The following is a 13,713-nucleotide window of genomic DNA, read 5'->3' as shown; positions in this document are numbered from 1 at the left end:
CTGCGCCCTCTTGGACATGGTTGTCAGGATCAGCGGACTTTGCCCTCTGCCAGTTTCAGTTCCTCTTTGTCGAAGTCATCCACGTCGATCACCTTGCGTCGTGCGGCTTCGGCATCGCGCAGGCTCTGTGCTTCTCCCGGTTGCAACACCCCGGCCTCCAGCGCCGCATCGATGGCGTGCTCACCTGCGACCGGTTTGACCTGACCGCTTTTCAGCGAGGTGTGCAGTTTTTTGTGCAACGGCTGCGCGGCATTCAGCAGATCGCTGGCGTGTTGCAGCGCGCCGACGGCATCGTCTGCCGACTGCGGGCGATAACAACCGGCAAGCAGTTCTTCCAGCGCCGGATCGCCCTTGGCGCGACCAATCACGCCAGCCACTTCGGCGCCGAGTTTGTCCGACGGGCCTTTGTGACGACGACCGAACGGGAACACGATGGCTCGCAGCAGGCAACCGAATACCTTGTTCGGGAAGTTGCGCAGCAATTCATCCAGCGCCCGTTCCGATTGGCCGAGGCTTTCTTCCATCGCCCATCTGAACAGCGGCTCCATGTACGCCGGCGAATCCAGATCGTGATAACGCTTGAGCGCGGCCGAGGCCAGATACAGGTTGCTCAACACATCACCCAAACGTGCCGACAGACGCTCGCGACGTTTCAGTTCGCCGCCCAGCAGCATCATGCTGAAGTCGGCGAGCATGGCGAACGCCGCGGCCTGGCGGTTGAGTGCGCGGAAGTAGCCTTGGCTGATCTTGTCGCCCGGCGCGTGTTCGAAGTGACCGAAACCGAGGTTCAGCACCAGCGTGCTGGCCGCGTTGCTTACGGCGAAACCGATGTGTTTGAGCAGCAGGCCATCGAACTCTTTCAGCGCCTGGTCCTTGTCCTCACGACCGGCAAGGGCCATCTCCTTCAGCACGAATGGATGGCAACGAATCGCGCCCTGACCAAAGATCATCAGGTTGCGCGACAGGATGTTTGCACCTTCCACGGTGATGAAGATCGGCGCGCCGTTCCAGCTACGCCCGAGGTAGTTGTTCGGGCCCATGATGATCGCCTTGCCACCATGCACATCCATGGCGTGGCTGATGCATTCGCGGCCGCGCTCGGTGAGGTGATACTTGAGGATCGCCGACAGCACCGAGGGTTTCTCGCCCAGATCCACTGCGTTGGCAGTGAGCATCCGCGCCGCGTCCATCATCCAGGCGTTGCCGCCGATGCGCGCCATGGCTTCCTGAATACCTTCGAAAGCCGACAGCGGTACATTGAACTGCTCGCGAATCTGCGCGTACTGACCGGTGACCAGGCTGGTGAATTTGGCCGCACCAGTGCCGACCGCCGGCAACGAGATCGAACGGCCGACCGACAGGCAGTTCATCAGCATCATCCAGCCCTTGCCGAGCATCTCCTGACCGCCGATGAGGAAATCCAGAGGGATAAACACATCTTTGCCCGAGTTCGGGCCGTTCATGAACGCCGCGCCTAGTGGCAGGTGACGACGACCGATTTCCACGCCTGCGGTGTCGGTCGGAATCAGCGCGAGGCTGATGCCAAGGTCTTCCTTGTCGCCCAGCAGATGTTCCGGGTCGTAGGCCTTGAAAGCCAGGCCGAGGAGGGTAGCGACCGGGCCTAGGGTGATGTAGCGTTTTTCCCAGTTCAGGCGCAGGCCGATGACTTCCTGACCTTCCCACTGACCTTTGCAGATGATCCCGGTGTCGGGCATCGCCCCGGCATCGGAACCCGCGAGCGGGCCGGTGAGGGCAAAGCACGGAATGTCATCGCCCCGGGCCAGACGCGGCAGGTAGTGATTGCGTTGTTCGTCGGTGCCGTAATGCAGCAGCAGTTCGGCCGGGCCGAGTGAGTTCGGCACCATGACGGTGGAGGCGAGGTCACCGCTGCGGGTCGCCAGTTTCATTGCCACTTGCGAGTGGGCGTAGGCCGAGAAGCCTTTACCGCCAAATTCTTTCGGAATGATCAGGGCAAAAAAGCCATGTTCCTTGATGTGCGTCCAAGCTTCGGCCGGCAGGTCCATCGACTGGCCGATCTGCCAGTCAGTGACCATCGCGCACAGCTCTTCGGTCGGGCCGTCGATGAACGCCTGTTCTTCTTCGGTCAACTGCACTTTCGGATACGACAGCAGTTTGTCCCAGTCCGGACGACCGCTGAACAATTCGCCATCCCACCACACGGTGCCGGCGTCGATCGCGTCGCGTTCGGTCTGCGACATCGGCGGCAGGGTTTTCTGGAACCAGTTGAACAGCGGCGCGGTGAAATGTTTGCGGCGCAGGTCAGGCAGCAATAAAGGCGCGGCGACCACCGCCAGCACGACCCAGAACACCAGCAGCAGCCAGCCCGGTGCGTGACTGAAAATACCCATCGCCAGCAAGTAGACGGCAACAATGCCCAAGGCCGGCAGAGGGGAAATACGTCGGTGGGCGAGATACGCCACGCCAACGATCAAAACCAGTATCCACAACAACAGCATATTCAGTCCTCCGTGAACCAAGGCAAATCGACCCTCCAGAGCTTAGACGGCATCTGTAAAAGCGGGTGGTCAGAGCAAGGTGATTGAAATCGTGGGAAACCCCGGATGGTTTTCGTAGGTTCGGTGGGCAACACGTGTGGGAAATCGTTCGCCGATCCCGCGTCTTTGCGTCCAAGTTTGGCCGAAACGTCGTTATCTCTGTGCTGAAGCTGTCGCTAGACTCGGGGCTCACCCAGGAGATTGCCGTCATGCACGAGTATCTGAGTCCCGGCCGCTTCATCGATAGTGACCACCCGGCGGTGGTGGAGTTCGCCGAACAACATCGGGGTGCCAGCCGCAATCCGCTCGAGCAGGCGATCAGTCTTTATTACGCCGTGCGTGAGGCGGTGCGTTACAACCCCTACACCTTCAGCCGTGATCCGCAGACCTTGCGCGGCAGCTATGCGTTGGCGACGGGGGAGAGTTATTGCGTACCGAAAGCCACGCTGCTGGCGGGCTGCGCACGGCATTGCGGGATCCCGGCGCGTATCGGTCTGGCCGATGTGCGCAATCACCTGTCGACCCCGCGCCTGCTTGAACTGCTGAAGAGCGACATGTTCGCCATGCACGGTTACACCGAGCTGTTTCTCAATGATCGCTGGGTCAAGGCAACACCGGCGTTCAATCAGCAACTGTGTGAGTTGTTCAACGTCGCTCCGTTGGAATTCGATGGCATCAACGACAGCGTTTTTCACCCGTTCAACCGCGACGGCGCGCAACTGATGGAGTATCTGGTCGATCATGGGCAATTCGCCGATGTCCCGGAAACGTTCTTCTTCGAGCATCTGCAAAAGTGTTATCCGCATCTGTTCACTGATCAGCAGCCGCAACTGCTGGGCGACATGCAGAGTGATTTGAGCCGCACCTGATCCGGCGTATGCTGCCTGCCCACGCATTTGAAAAGAGGCGGTCATGCTGAAGATCTGGGGACGGAAAAACTCATCGAATGTCAGGAAGCCGTTGTGGGCTGCCGAGGAACTCGGTCTGGCTTACGAGGCGATTGATGCCGGTGGCGCATTCGGCGTGGTCGACACGCCCGAGTACCGGGCGATGAACCCGAACGGCCGGGTGCCGGTGATCGAAGACGACGGTTTTGTGTTGTGGGAATCCAACGCCATCGTCCGCTATCTGCTGGCCAGACATGCGCCCGACAGCCACTGGTATTCGGCGAATCCGCAAACCCGCGCCGTCGCTGACAAGTGGATGGACTGGACCACCTCGAGTTTCGCCGGGCCTTTCCGCACGGTGTTCTGGGGCGTGTTGCGCACGCCTGCGGACAAGCAGGACTGGGCGGCGATCAATGCCGCGATCAAGGAATGCAGCGAGTTGCTGAGCATGGCAGACAGAGCCTTGGCCAGTCAGCCTTACCTTTCCGGAAAAGACATCGGCATGGGTGACATCCCGCTCGGCAGTTTCATTTATGCCTGGTTCGAGATGCCCATCGAACGCGCCCCGCAACCGCATCTGCAAGCCTGGTACGAGCGTCTGAAGCAGCGTCCGGCCTACCGGAAAGCCGTCATGACCGCGTTGACTTAATACCTACTATCGACACACTTGACTGTACTTGTACGGCGGCGGCAAGCACCATTGCGCACTTGCGCTGCGGTTCGACTCTTCGCCGCCGTCTCCTTTTTCCCTTCAATGGTGCGTAAATCAGATATGAGTTCCGCTCTGTCCATCCGGCAGCTAACCAAAACCTACGGCAACGGGTTCCAGGCCTTGAGTGGTATCGATCTGGACGTCGCCGAAGGTGACTTTTTCGCCTTGCTCGGCCCCAACGGTGCCGGCAAATCCACGACCATCGGCATTCTCTCGACCCTGGTCAACAAGACCAGCGGCACGGTGAATATCTTCGGCCATGACCTGGACAAGAATCCTGCGCAGCTCAAGCGCTCGATCGGCGTAGTGCCCCAGGAATTCAACTTCAACCAGTTCGAAAAGACCTTCGACATCGTCGTGACCCAGGCCGGTTACTACGGCATTCCAGCGAAGATCGCCAAGGAACGCGCCGAGCAGTACCTGACCCAACTGGGCTTGTGGGACAAGCGCGATGTGCCGTCGCGTTCGCTGTCCGGCGGCATGAAGCGGCGCTTGATGATTGCCCGCGCACTGGTGCACGAACCGCGTCTGCTGATCCTCGATGAACCGACCGCAGGCGTCGATATCGAGTTGCGCCGTTCGATGTGGACGTTCCTCACCGAGCTGAACCAGAAAGGCATCACCATCATCCTCACCACGCACTATCTGGAAGAGGCTGAGCAGTTGTGCCGCAACATCGGCATCATCGACCACGGCACCATCGTCGAGAACACCAGCATGAAACAATTGCTGGGCCAGTTGCACGTGGAAACCTTCCTGCTCGACCTGAAAAACGACTTGCACACCGCGCCGCAATTGCTCGGCTATCCAGCCCGGTTGATCGACGCTCACACCCTGGAAGTCCAGGTCGACAAGTCCATGGGCATCACGGCGTTGTTCACCCAGTTGGCGCAGCAGAACATCGAAGTGCTGAGCCTGCGTAACAAAACCAATCGCCTCGAGGAGCTGTTCGTGTCCCTGGTGGAGAAAAATCTGTCGAAGGTGGCGGTATGAGTTCCGAATTCCGTCCCAACCTCGTCGCCCTGCAGACCATTGTTTATCGAGAGGTCAAACGCTTCACGCGGATCTGGCCGCAAACGCTGCTGCCGCCGGCGATCACCATGGTTCTGTACTTCGTGATTTTCGGCAATCTGATCGGTCGCCAGATCGGCGACATGGGTGGCTTCACCTACATGGAGTACATCGTGCCGGGACTGATCATGATGTCGGTGATCACCAACTCCTACGGCAACGTGGTGTCGAGTTTCTTCGGCAGCAAGTTCCAGCGTTCCATTGAGGAATTGATGGTATCGCCGGTGTCGCCGCACACGATTCTGATCGGCTTCACCATTGGCGGTGTGTTGCGGGGTCTGATGGTCGGCGTGATCGTGACGATTCTGTCGCTGTTCTTCACCCATTTGCAGGTGCATCACCTCGGTGTGACCATTCTGGTGGTGGTGCTGACGGCGACGATCTTTTCGCTGCTAGGCTTCATCAACGCGGTGTTTGCGCGCAACTTCGATGATATTTCGATCATCCCGACTTTTGTGCTGACGCCTCTGACGTACCTGGGTGGGGTGTTCTATTCCATCACGCTGCTGCCGCCATTCTGGCAAACCGTGTCGCTGGCCAACCCGGTGCTGCACATGGTCAATGCCTTCCGTTACGGCATTCTCGGTGTGTCGGATATCAAGATCGGTATCGCGATCACCTTTATGCTGGTGGCGACGGTGGTGCTGTATCTCGGTTGCGCACGGTTGCTGGTGAGTGGGCGCGGGATGCGGACCTGATTCCAGACCGAGTCGTGGCCATCGCGAGCAGGCTCACTCCTACAGGGGAACGCATTCCAATGTAGGAGCGAGCCTGCTCGCGAATGCAAACGCCACAAAACAAAACGGCCTCCCACTGCGGAGGCCGTTTTGCATTCAGCGCATGCGGCTTTTCTTGCGCCGCGCCCATTGCCGCGCGACCCACCAGCGCCAATACATCATCACCAGACAGTAGGCGAGGGCGCCAAGCACCAGCCCTACCACCACCGAGCCGAGCAAGAACGGCTGCCACAATGTCGACAACTCGCCGCTGATCCACTCCCAGGTCAGTTCATCCGGAAGATGCCGGGCGGGCACGTCCATCAAAAACGCCCCAGCCTGATAAGTGCAGAAGAACACCGCCGGCATGGTGATCGGATTGGTCAGCCACACCAGGCTGACAGCAATCGGCATGTTCCCCCGCACCATGACGGCGAGGGCGGCGGCCACCAGCATCTGCGCCGGAATCGGCAGGAATGCGGCGAACAGGCCGACCGCCATCGCCCGTGCGACCGAGTGACGATTGAGGTGCCAGAGGTTCGGGTCATGCAGCAACTTGCCGAGAAAGCGTAAGGATTTGTGTTCCCTGATGCTCGTCGGGTCGGGCATGTAACGTTTGAATAAGCGCCGGGGCATAAGGCTTCTCGGTCGGTTAAGGCGGCAAGTATGTCTGGATTCTACGAAGCGCCCATTCAGACTTTGTGACAATTGTTGACGACGCCCGTGCCCGACACCCGCTATGCCTAAGTGTGGAACTCTCAAGGACGGGCTTATGCGCACAGGGATGATGGCGCTGGCAGTCGGTCTGCTGGCCCCGGTTTTTATGTCGGCATTACCGCCGGTCTGGTTGCTGCTGTTATTGCCGGTCGTGGCTTTGATGTTGCTGCCGTTTCGCAGCTATCCGTTGGCGTTTCTGCTGTTTGGCTTCACGTGGGCCAGTGTCGGTGCGCAGTGGGCGTTGAATGATCGCTTGCCGGCCGGGCTGGATGGCGAAACCCGGTGGGTTGAAGGGCGGGTGGTCGGGTTGCCGCAGAACAGCGACGGCGTGGTGCGTTTCGAATTGGCTGATGCACTCTCCCGTCACGAAAAACTGCCACCGCTGATGCGCCTGGCCTGGTACGGCGGGCCGCCGGTCAACAGCGGCGAGCGCTGGCGTCTGGCGGTCAAGCTCAAGCTTGCGGGTGGTTTGCTCAATCCGGACGCTTTCGATTACGAGGCGTGGCTACTGGCGCAACGCATCGGTGCGACCGGCACGATCAAGGACGGCCAACGCCTGAGCGAGGCACGTTGGGCCTGGCGCGACAGTATTCGGCAGCGTTTGCTCGAGGTGGACGCACAGGGGCGGGGCGGGGCATTGGCGGCGCTGGTGCTGGGCGATGGCTCGGGACTCAGTCGTGAGGACTGGCAGATTTTGCAGGATACCGGCACCGTGCACTTGCTGGTGATTTCCGGTCAGCACATTGGCTTGCTGGCGGCGGTGATGTACATGCTGGTCGCCGGCTTGGCCCGCTTTGGCCTGTGGCCGCTGCGCTGGCCCTGGCTGCCGTGGGCCTGCGGCCTGGCATTCGCGGCTGCGCTCGGTTATGGCCTCCTTGCCGGTTTCGACGTGCCGGTACAGCGCGCCTGCGTGATGGTCGGGCTGGTACTGTTGTGGCGCCTGCGCTTTCGCCATCTCGGTGCGTGGTGGCCGTTGCTGCTGGCATTCAATGCAGTGCTCTTGCTCGATCCCTTGGCCAGCCTGCGCCCCGGCTTCTGGTTGTCCTTTACGGCCGTAGCAGTGTTGATTTTTACCTTTGGTGGCCGCTTGGGCGGGTGGCGTTGGTGGCAAACCTGGACGCGGGCGCAATGGTTGATAGCCATCGGTCTGTGCCCGGTGTTGCTGGCACTGAATCTGCCGATCAGCCTGAGCGGGCCATTGGCAAATCTGTTGGCGGTGCCTTGGGTCAGCCTCGTGGTGTTGCCGCCGGCACTGCTCGGCACGCTGATGTTGCCGGTGCCGCATGTCGGGGAAGGTCTTTTGTGGCTGGCCGGCGGTTTGATCGAGGCGCTGTTTCGCGCTTTGGCGGTGATTGCCGGGCAGTGGCCGGCATGGACAGCCGCCGCCGTGCCGGGCTGGGTCTGGTTGCTCGGCAGCCTCGGTGCCGTGTTGTTGCTGTTGCCGCGCGGCGTGCCGATGCGTGCGCTGGGCTGGCCATTGCTGTTGCTATTGGTTGTGCCGCCACGCGAGCGCCTGGATGAAGGGGGGGCCGATATCTGGCAACTCGATGTTGGTCAAGGCCTGGCCATTCTGATCCGCACCCGTCATTACGCGCTGCTGTATGACGCCGGGCCGCGTTTTGGCGATTTCGATCTCGGCGAGCGGGTGGTGCTGCCCGCGTTGCGCAAACTCAATGTGGAAAAACTCGATTTGATGCTGCTCAGCCATGCGGACGCCGATCACGCTGGCGGCGCTTTGGCGATCACTCGTGGTTTGACCGTCGATCAAGTGATAAGCGGCGACCCGGCGGGACTGCCCGCTCAATTGGGCGCCGAAGCCTGCGCTAGTGGGCAGCAATGGCAATGGGACGGCGTGCGTTTTCAACTCTGGCAGTGGGCGGACGCTCACGACAGCAATCAGCGTTCCTGCGTGTTGCAGATCGAGGCTAATGGCGAGCGCCTGCTGCTGACCGGCGACATCGACACCCACGCCGAACGCGTCCTCCTCGACAGTCCACTGGCCGTGCCGACGCAATGGCTGCAAGCGCCTCATCATGGCAGCCGCAGTTCATCGTCAATGGCGCTGCTTAACGTCTTGAAGCCAGAGTCCGTGCTGATTTCGCGAGGTCATGGCAATTCATTTGGCCATCCCCACCCAACCGTGCTCGCGCGTTATCGGAAACAGGGCCTGCGCATTTACGACAGCGCCGAGCAGGGCGCCATTCATCTGCAACTGGGCCGCTTCAAACCGCCGTGGACGATGCGTCAACAGCGGCGTTTCTGGCGCGATCCGCCGGCACTCGCCCGTTGATCGGTGCCAGCATGGATGCCACATCACGGTCGTCGGAGCGGCGGGTCTTAATCGCGGATCGGTATGGTAAAGTGGCGCACTTTTTCGAGGGGACTGTCACTGTGTGGGAATTGGTCAAATCCGGCGGCTGGATGATGTTGCCGATCATTCTGAGCTCCATCGCGGCCATGGCGATCGTCGCCGAGCGCCTGTGGACCCTGCGCGCCAGTCGCGTCACCCCCGAGCATCTGTTGGGTCAGGTCTGGGTCTGGATCAAGGACAAGCAGCTCAATAAAGAAAAACTCAAGGAATTGCGCGCCAATTCGCCGCTGGGGGAAATCCTCGCCGCCGGTCTGGCCAACTCCAAGCATGGTCGCGAGATCATGAAAGAGTGCATCGAAGAGGCCGCCGCCCGGGTCATTCATGAACTCGAGCGCTACGTTAACGCGCTGGGCACGATTGCCGCCATGTCGCCGTTGCTCGGTCTGCTGGGCACCGTGTTAGGCATGATCGACATTTTCAGCGCCTTCACTGGCTCAGGCATGACCACCAACGCCTCGGTATTGGCCGGTGGTATTTCCAAAGCGTTGATCACCACTGCGGCAGGCCTGATGGTCGGTATTCCGGCGGTGTTCTTCCACCGGTTCCTGCAACGCCGCATCGATGAGCTGGTGGTGGGCATGGAACAGGAAGCGATCAAACTGGTTGAAGTGGTGCAGGGCGACCGTGACGTCGATCTGGCCGAGGGCCGCGCGTGAAATTCCGTCGCAAGCCTCGGGAAACCATCGATATCAACCTCGCGTCGCTGATCGACGTGGTGTTTATTCTGCTGCTGTTTTTCGTCGTGACCACCACGTTTACCCGCGAAACCCAGTTGCGTGTCGATTTGCCGGAAGCGGTCAGCGGCTCACCGGCCGAAGACCAGCAACTCAAGCAGATTGACGTGGCTATCAGCGCTGAAGGCGTGTTTTCGGTGAACAACAAGATTCTGCCGAAGAATGACCTGGCGACCCTGATGGAAGCCATGCAGAAAGAATCCAACGGTGACACCAACATGCCGTTGTCGATCAGTGCTGACGGCAAGACGCAGCATCAATCCGTGATCACCGCCATGGACGCGGCCGGCAAGCTCGGTTTCAGCCATCTGCGCATGACCACGGTCGAGGCGGCGCCCAAATCCTGATGAGCCTGTCCGATCGTTTGCTCGCCGCGTGGTATCAGGGGCACCCGGCCCTGACGCTGCTGCGGCCGCTGGAAATGCTCTATCGTCGCGTGGTGGTGGGTAAACGCCAGCGCTTTCTCGACGGTGAAGGCGAGATTTATCAGTCGCCGGTGCCGTTGATCGTGGTTGGCAATATCACTGTGGGAGGCACCGGCAAGACGCCGATGATTCTCTGGTTGATCGAACATTGCCGACGCAGCGGTTTGCGTGTCGGCGTGGTCAGCCGTGGCTACGGTGCCAAACCACCACAGCTGCCGTGGCGTGTTGAAGCCGATCAAACCGCCGATATCGCCGGCGACGAACCGCTGCTGATCGTCCAGCGCACCGGCGTGCCGCTGATGATCGACCCCGATCGCAGTGCCGCCGTCAAAGCCTTGCTCGCCAGCGAACCGCTGGATCTGATCCTCTCCGATGACGGCATGCAGCATTATCGTCTGGCGCGGGATCTGGAGCTGGTGTTGATCGACGCCGCTCGCGGCTTCGGCAACAAGCGTTGCCTGCCCGCCGGGCCTTTGCGCGAGCCGATCGAACGCCTGCAAAGCGTCGACGGCGTGCTGTTCAACGGTGCCACCGAAGATCGCGACGACGGTTTCGCTTTTCGTCTGCAACCTACCGCGCTGGTCAATCTGCGCAGTGGCGAGCGCAAATCGCTCGGGCATTTTCCGCCGGGTCAGAGCGTCCACGCCGTCGCCGGGATCGGCAATCCGCAACGTTTCTTCAATACCCTCGAAGCGCTAGACTGGCGCGCAGTTCCCCATGGGTTTGCCGACCACGCTGAATACAGCGTGCAGGCCTTGAATTTCACACCGTCATTGCCATTGGTGATGACCGAAAAGGACGCGGTGAAGTGCCGTGCCTTCGCTGCTGCCGACTGGTGGTATCTGGCGGTCGATGCCGTGCCGTCGCCGGCCTTCGTGACCTGGTTCGACACACAGCTGATGCGCCTGTTACCCGATCGGCTTTTGCCTTAACTCTTTACTCAGGGAATGTTCATGGACACCAAATTGCTCGACATCCTCGCGTGCCCGATCTGCAAAGGCCCGCTCAAGCTCAGCGCCGACAAGACCGAACTGATCAGCAAGGGCGCCGGTCTGGCGTACCCGATCCGCGACGGCATCCCGGTGATGCTCGAAAGCGAAGCCCGCACCCTGACCACCGACGAGCGTCTGGATAAATGACCACTGCCTTCACCGTTGTCATCCCGTCGCGTTTCGCCTCGACCCGTTTGCCGGGCAAACCGCTGCTGGATATCGCCGGCAAGCCGATGATCCAGCACGTCTGGGAACAGGCGAGCAAAAGCAGCGCCACTCGTGTGGTGGTTGCCACTGACGATGCGCGCATCGTCGAGGCCTGCCAGGCCTTTGGCGCCGAAGTCGTGCTGACCCGTGAAGATCATAACTCCGGCACCGACCGTCTGGCCGAAGTCGCGGCGAAACTGGGCCTTGAGCCCGACGCGATTGTGGTCAACGTACAGGGCGACGAGCCACTGATCCCACCGAGCGTGATCGATCAGGTTGCCGCCAATCTGGCCGCCCACACCGAAGCGCGCATGGCCACGCTGGCCGAGCCGATTGAGGACGTGGAAACCCTGTTCAACCCGAACGTGGTCAAGGTCGTCAGCGACCTTAACGGTTTGGCGCTGACCTTCAGCCGTGCGACCTTGCCGTGGGCGCGCGATGCCTTTGCCAAGAGCCGCGAGCAATTGCCTGAAGGCGTGCCGTACCGTCGTCACATCGGCATTTATGCCTACCGCGCCGGTTTCCTTCACGATTTTGTGAGCTGGGGCCCGTGCTGGCTGGAAAACACTGAATCGCTCGAACAACTGCGTGCCCTGTGGCACGGCGTACGCATTCATGTCGCCGATGCGCTGATCGCGCCGCCAACCGGCGTCGACACTGCCGAAGACCTTGAGCGCGTTCGTCGCCTGCTGGGGGCCTGATGCGCGTTCTGTTTGTGTGCCTGGGCAACATTTGCCGTTCGCCCACGGCCGAAGGCGTATTGCGGCACAAACTGCGTGAAGCGGGGCTGGCGGATCAGGTCGAAGTGGCTTCCGCCGGCACCGGTGACTGGCACGTCGGCAACCCGCCGGACAAACGCAGCCAGGCCGCGGCCAAAATGCGCGGCTATGACCTGTCGGCGCAACGCGCGCAGCAGGTCAGCCGTGCCGATTTCGCCAGTTATGATCTGATTCTGGCGATGGACAACAGTAACCTGCGCAACCTCAAGGCGTTGCAGCCGTCCACCGGCAAAGCCGAGCTGGATTTGTTCCTGCGTCGTTATGCCGGGGTGGTTGATGAAGTGCCGGATCCGTATTACGACGGCGATCAGGGTTTCGAGCAGGTGCTGGATCTGATCGAAGCGGCTTGCGACCAACTGCTTATCGAAGTGAAGGGCCGGTTATGAGTTTGCAGGTGCAACCGCAGGTTTCCCTGAAACCGTTCAACAGTTTTGGCGTGGATGTGCGCGCGCAACTGTTCGCCGAAGCCCATAGCGATGCCGATGTTCGTGAAGCGCTGGCGTATGCCACCGCGCACGACGTGCCGTTGCTGGTGATCGGCGGGGGCAGCAACTTGCTGCTGACTGCGGATATCCCGGCGCTGGTCTTGCGCATGGCGACGCGAGGGATTCGTGTGATCAGCGATGACGGCAGCCGCGTGGTGATCGAAGCTGAGGCCGGCGAGCCGTGGCACCCCTTTGTGCAATACACCCTGGCGCAGGGTTTTTCCGGACTGGAAAACCTCAGCCTGATTCCCGGCACGGTCGGCGCTGCGCCGATGCAGAACATTGGCGCTTACGGCATTGAGATCAAGGATGTGTTCGCCGGCCTCACCGCGCTGGACCGTCAGACCGGCGATCTGCGCGATTTCAGTCTCGAAGAATGTAACTTCGCCTACCGCGATAGCCTGTTCAAGCAGCAGCCGGGGCGTTGGCTGATTTTGCGCGTGCGCTTTGCACTCGACCGCGTCGCTCATCTGCATCTGGAATACGGCCCGGTGCGCCAGCGCCTGACCGAGCAGGGCATCGAGCAGCCGACGCCGACCGATGTCAGTCGCGCGATTTGCAGCATCCGCAGTGAAAAACTGCCGGACCCGGCAGTGCTCGGCAATGCCGGCAGCTTCTTCAAGAATCCCCTGGTGTCGGCGGCCGTCGTCGCGCAGATCAAAGAACAGCATCCGGATGTGGTCGCCTACGCGCAACCGAACGGACAAATGAAGCTCGCGGCAGGCTGGCTGATCGAGCGCGCTGGCTGGAAAGGTTTCCGTGAAGCCGATGCCGGCGTGCATAAATTGCAGGCGCTGGTGTTGGTCAACTACGGCGCCGCGACCGGTCTGCAACTGCTCGACCTCGCGCAACGCATCCAGAAAGACATTGCAGAACGTTTCAATGTCGAGCTGGAAATGGAGCCCAATCGGTATTGAAGCAGCGGCGAGCTTCAAGCTTCTAGCAGCAAGCTACAATCTTGATGGTGAGCCAGCTACTGCATTCACTTGCAGCTTGTAGCTAAAAGCTCATAACTGAAAAGCCCTGTCTCAGCAGGGCTTTTTCGTTAATGCTGGGTTAACTTAGCGAGCTAACGATAACCGTCATTTGCTCCACCAAAGG

At 60.6% G+C, this 13,713-nt stretch carries 14 protein-coding genes; 12 read left to right on the top strand and 2 right to left on the bottom strand.

Features of this window, described 5'->3' with window-relative positions; translation table 11 throughout:
• Positions 1-29: 29 nt before the first annotated feature.
• Positions 30-2,477: an acyl-CoA dehydrogenase gene (locus CKW17_RS16135; protein WP_095120598.1), complete on the bottom strand. Its 2,448-nt coding sequence runs from the start codon at positions 2,475-2,477 to the stop codon at positions 30-32.
• Positions 2,478-2,725: 248 nt separating this feature from the next.
• Between CKW17_RS16135 and CKW17_RS16130 the strand changes: the two genes are divergently transcribed.
• The 4 genes from CKW17_RS16130 (at position 2,726) to CKW17_RS16115 (ending at position 5,884) form a co-directional block, all read left to right on the top strand.
• Complete coding sequence (locus tag CKW17_RS16130) at positions 2,726-3,385, top strand: transglutaminase family protein (protein WP_095120597.1); 660 nt, start codon at positions 2,726-2,728, stop codon at positions 3,383-3,385.
• A gap of 43 nt (positions 3,386-3,428) precedes the next feature.
• Positions 3,429-4,052, top strand: a complete 624-nt coding sequence (locus tag CKW17_RS16125; protein WP_095120596.1) for a glutathione S-transferase family protein — start codon at positions 3,429-3,431, stop codon at positions 4,050-4,052.
• Between the two features lie 123 nt (positions 4,053-4,175).
• On the top strand, positions 4,176-5,108 hold the full coding sequence (locus CKW17_RS16120) for an ABC transporter ATP-binding protein (protein ID WP_077574089.1): 933 nt from the start codon (positions 4,176-4,178) through the stop codon (positions 5,106-5,108).
• Entirely contained in the window at positions 5,105-5,884 is a 780-nt protein-coding gene (locus tag CKW17_RS16115) for an ABC transporter permease (RefSeq protein ID WP_008087860.1), read from the top strand. Before CKW17_RS16120 ends, CKW17_RS16115 begins: the two co-directional genes overlap by 4 nt.
• Positions 5,885-6,019: 135 nt before the next feature.
• On the opposite strand, the gene CKW17_RS16110 is transcribed toward CKW17_RS16115, so the two are convergent.
• A complete protein-coding gene (locus tag CKW17_RS16110; protein WP_007908202.1) occupies positions 6,020-6,538 on the bottom strand; it encodes a DUF2062 domain-containing protein in 519 nt (172 codons plus the stop codon).
• Positions 6,539-6,674: 136 nt separating this feature from the next.
• Here CKW17_RS16110 and CKW17_RS16105 point away from each other — a divergent pair, with 136 nt between their 5' ends.
• The 8 genes from CKW17_RS16105 to murB all read left to right on the top strand — a co-directional run bounded on the left by CKW17_RS16105 (position 6,675) and on the right by murB (position 13,529).
• Positions 6,675-8,909: a DNA internalization-related competence protein ComEC/Rec2 gene (locus tag CKW17_RS16105; RefSeq protein ID WP_095120595.1), complete on the top strand. Its 2,235-nt coding sequence runs from the start codon at positions 6,675-6,677 to the stop codon at positions 8,907-8,909.
• Positions 8,910-9,010: 101 nt separating this feature from the next.
• The gene (locus tag CKW17_RS16100; RefSeq protein WP_007908216.1) at positions 9,011-9,646 is read left to right on the top strand and encodes a MotA/TolQ/ExbB proton channel family protein; all 636 of its coding nucleotides are present in this window, start codon (positions 9,011-9,013) and stop codon (positions 9,644-9,646) included.
• Positions 9,643-10,071: a biopolymer transporter ExbD gene (locus tag CKW17_RS16095; RefSeq protein ID WP_007908223.1), complete on the top strand. Its 429-nt coding sequence runs from the start codon at positions 9,643-9,645 to the stop codon at positions 10,069-10,071. The genes CKW17_RS16100 and CKW17_RS16095 overlap by 4 nt, the downstream gene beginning before the upstream one ends.
• Positions 10,071-11,081 (top strand): tetraacyldisaccharide 4'-kinase, encoded by a 1,011-nt coding sequence (lpxK, locus tag CKW17_RS16090; RefSeq protein WP_095120594.1) that lies wholly within the window; start codon positions 10,071-10,073, stop codon positions 11,079-11,081. The genes CKW17_RS16095 and lpxK overlap by 1 nt, the downstream gene beginning before the upstream one ends.
• Before the next feature lie 21 nt (positions 11,082-11,102).
• On the top strand, positions 11,103-11,288 hold the full coding sequence (locus tag CKW17_RS16085; protein ID WP_003174668.1) for a Trm112 family protein: 186 nt from the start codon (positions 11,103-11,105) through the stop codon (positions 11,286-11,288).
• The gene (kdsB, locus tag CKW17_RS16080; protein WP_095120593.1) at positions 11,285-12,049 is read left to right on the top strand and encodes a 3-deoxy-manno-octulosonate cytidylyltransferase; all 765 of its coding nucleotides are present in this window, start codon (positions 11,285-11,287) and stop codon (positions 12,047-12,049) included. Before CKW17_RS16085 ends, kdsB begins: the two co-directional genes overlap by 4 nt.
• Positions 12,049-12,513, top strand: coding sequence for a low molecular weight protein-tyrosine-phosphatase (locus CKW17_RS16075; RefSeq protein WP_095120592.1), 465 nt, complete (start codon positions 12,049-12,051; stop codon positions 12,511-12,513). Before kdsB ends, CKW17_RS16075 begins: the two co-directional genes overlap by 1 nt.
• Positions 12,510-13,529 (top strand): UDP-N-acetylmuramate dehydrogenase, encoded by a 1,020-nt coding sequence (gene murB / locus CKW17_RS16070; protein WP_095120591.1) that lies wholly within the window; start codon positions 12,510-12,512, stop codon positions 13,527-13,529. Before CKW17_RS16075 ends, murB begins: the two co-directional genes overlap by 4 nt.
• The last annotated feature ends 184 nt before the right edge of the window (positions 13,530-13,713 follow it).

Source organism: Pseudomonas sp. Irchel s3f10, assembly GCF_900187515.1.
Lineage (GTDB): Bacteria > Pseudomonadota > Gammaproteobacteria > Pseudomonadales > Pseudomonadaceae > Aquipseudomonas > Aquipseudomonas tensinigenes.
The sequence above is the reverse complement of the archived record's forward strand: the minus strand, read 5'-3'. Positions and strand labels throughout refer to the sequence as shown.

What these genes read in the sequence shown, in the direction of transcription:
- CKW17_RS16115 (WP_008087860.1), top strand. Translation starts at nt 5,105, where the DNA reads ATGAGTTCCGAATTCCGTCCCAACCTCGTCGCCCTGCAGACCATTGTT.
- CKW17_RS16105 (WP_095120595.1), top strand. Translation starts at nt 6,675, where the DNA reads ATGCGCACAGGGATGATGGCGCTGGCAGTCGGTCTGCTGGCCCCGGTT.
- lpxK (WP_095120594.1), top strand. Translation starts at nt 10,071, where the DNA reads ATGAGCCTGTCCGATCGTTTGCTCGCCGCGTGGTATCAGGGGCACCCG.
- CKW17_RS16110 (WP_007908202.1), bottom strand. Translation starts at nt 6,538, where the DNA reads ATGCCCCGGCGCTTATTCAAACGTTACATGCCCGACCCGACGAGCATC.
- CKW17_RS16125 (WP_095120596.1), top strand. Translation starts at nt 3,429, where the DNA reads ATGCTGAAGATCTGGGGACGGAAAAACTCATCGAATGTCAGGAAGCCG.
- CKW17_RS16075 (WP_095120592.1), top strand. Translation starts at nt 12,049, where the DNA reads ATGCGCGTTCTGTTTGTGTGCCTGGGCAACATTTGCCGTTCGCCCACG.
- CKW17_RS16085 (WP_003174668.1), top strand. Translation starts at nt 11,103, where the DNA reads ATGGACACCAAATTGCTCGACATCCTCGCGTGCCCGATCTGCAAAGGC.
- murB (WP_095120591.1), top strand. Translation starts at nt 12,510, where the DNA reads ATGAGTTTGCAGGTGCAACCGCAGGTTTCCCTGAAACCGTTCAACAGT.
- CKW17_RS16120 (WP_077574089.1), top strand. Translation starts at nt 4,176, where the DNA reads ATGAGTTCCGCTCTGTCCATCCGGCAGCTAACCAAAACCTACGGCAAC.
- kdsB (WP_095120593.1), top strand. Translation starts at nt 11,285, where the DNA reads ATGACCACTGCCTTCACCGTTGTCATCCCGTCGCGTTTCGCCTCGACC.
- CKW17_RS16135 (WP_095120598.1), bottom strand. Translation starts at nt 2,477, where the DNA reads ATGCTGTTGTTGTGGATACTGGTTTTGATCGTTGGCGTGGCGTATCTC.
- CKW17_RS16130 (WP_095120597.1), top strand. Translation starts at nt 2,726, where the DNA reads ATGCACGAGTATCTGAGTCCCGGCCGCTTCATCGATAGTGACCACCCG.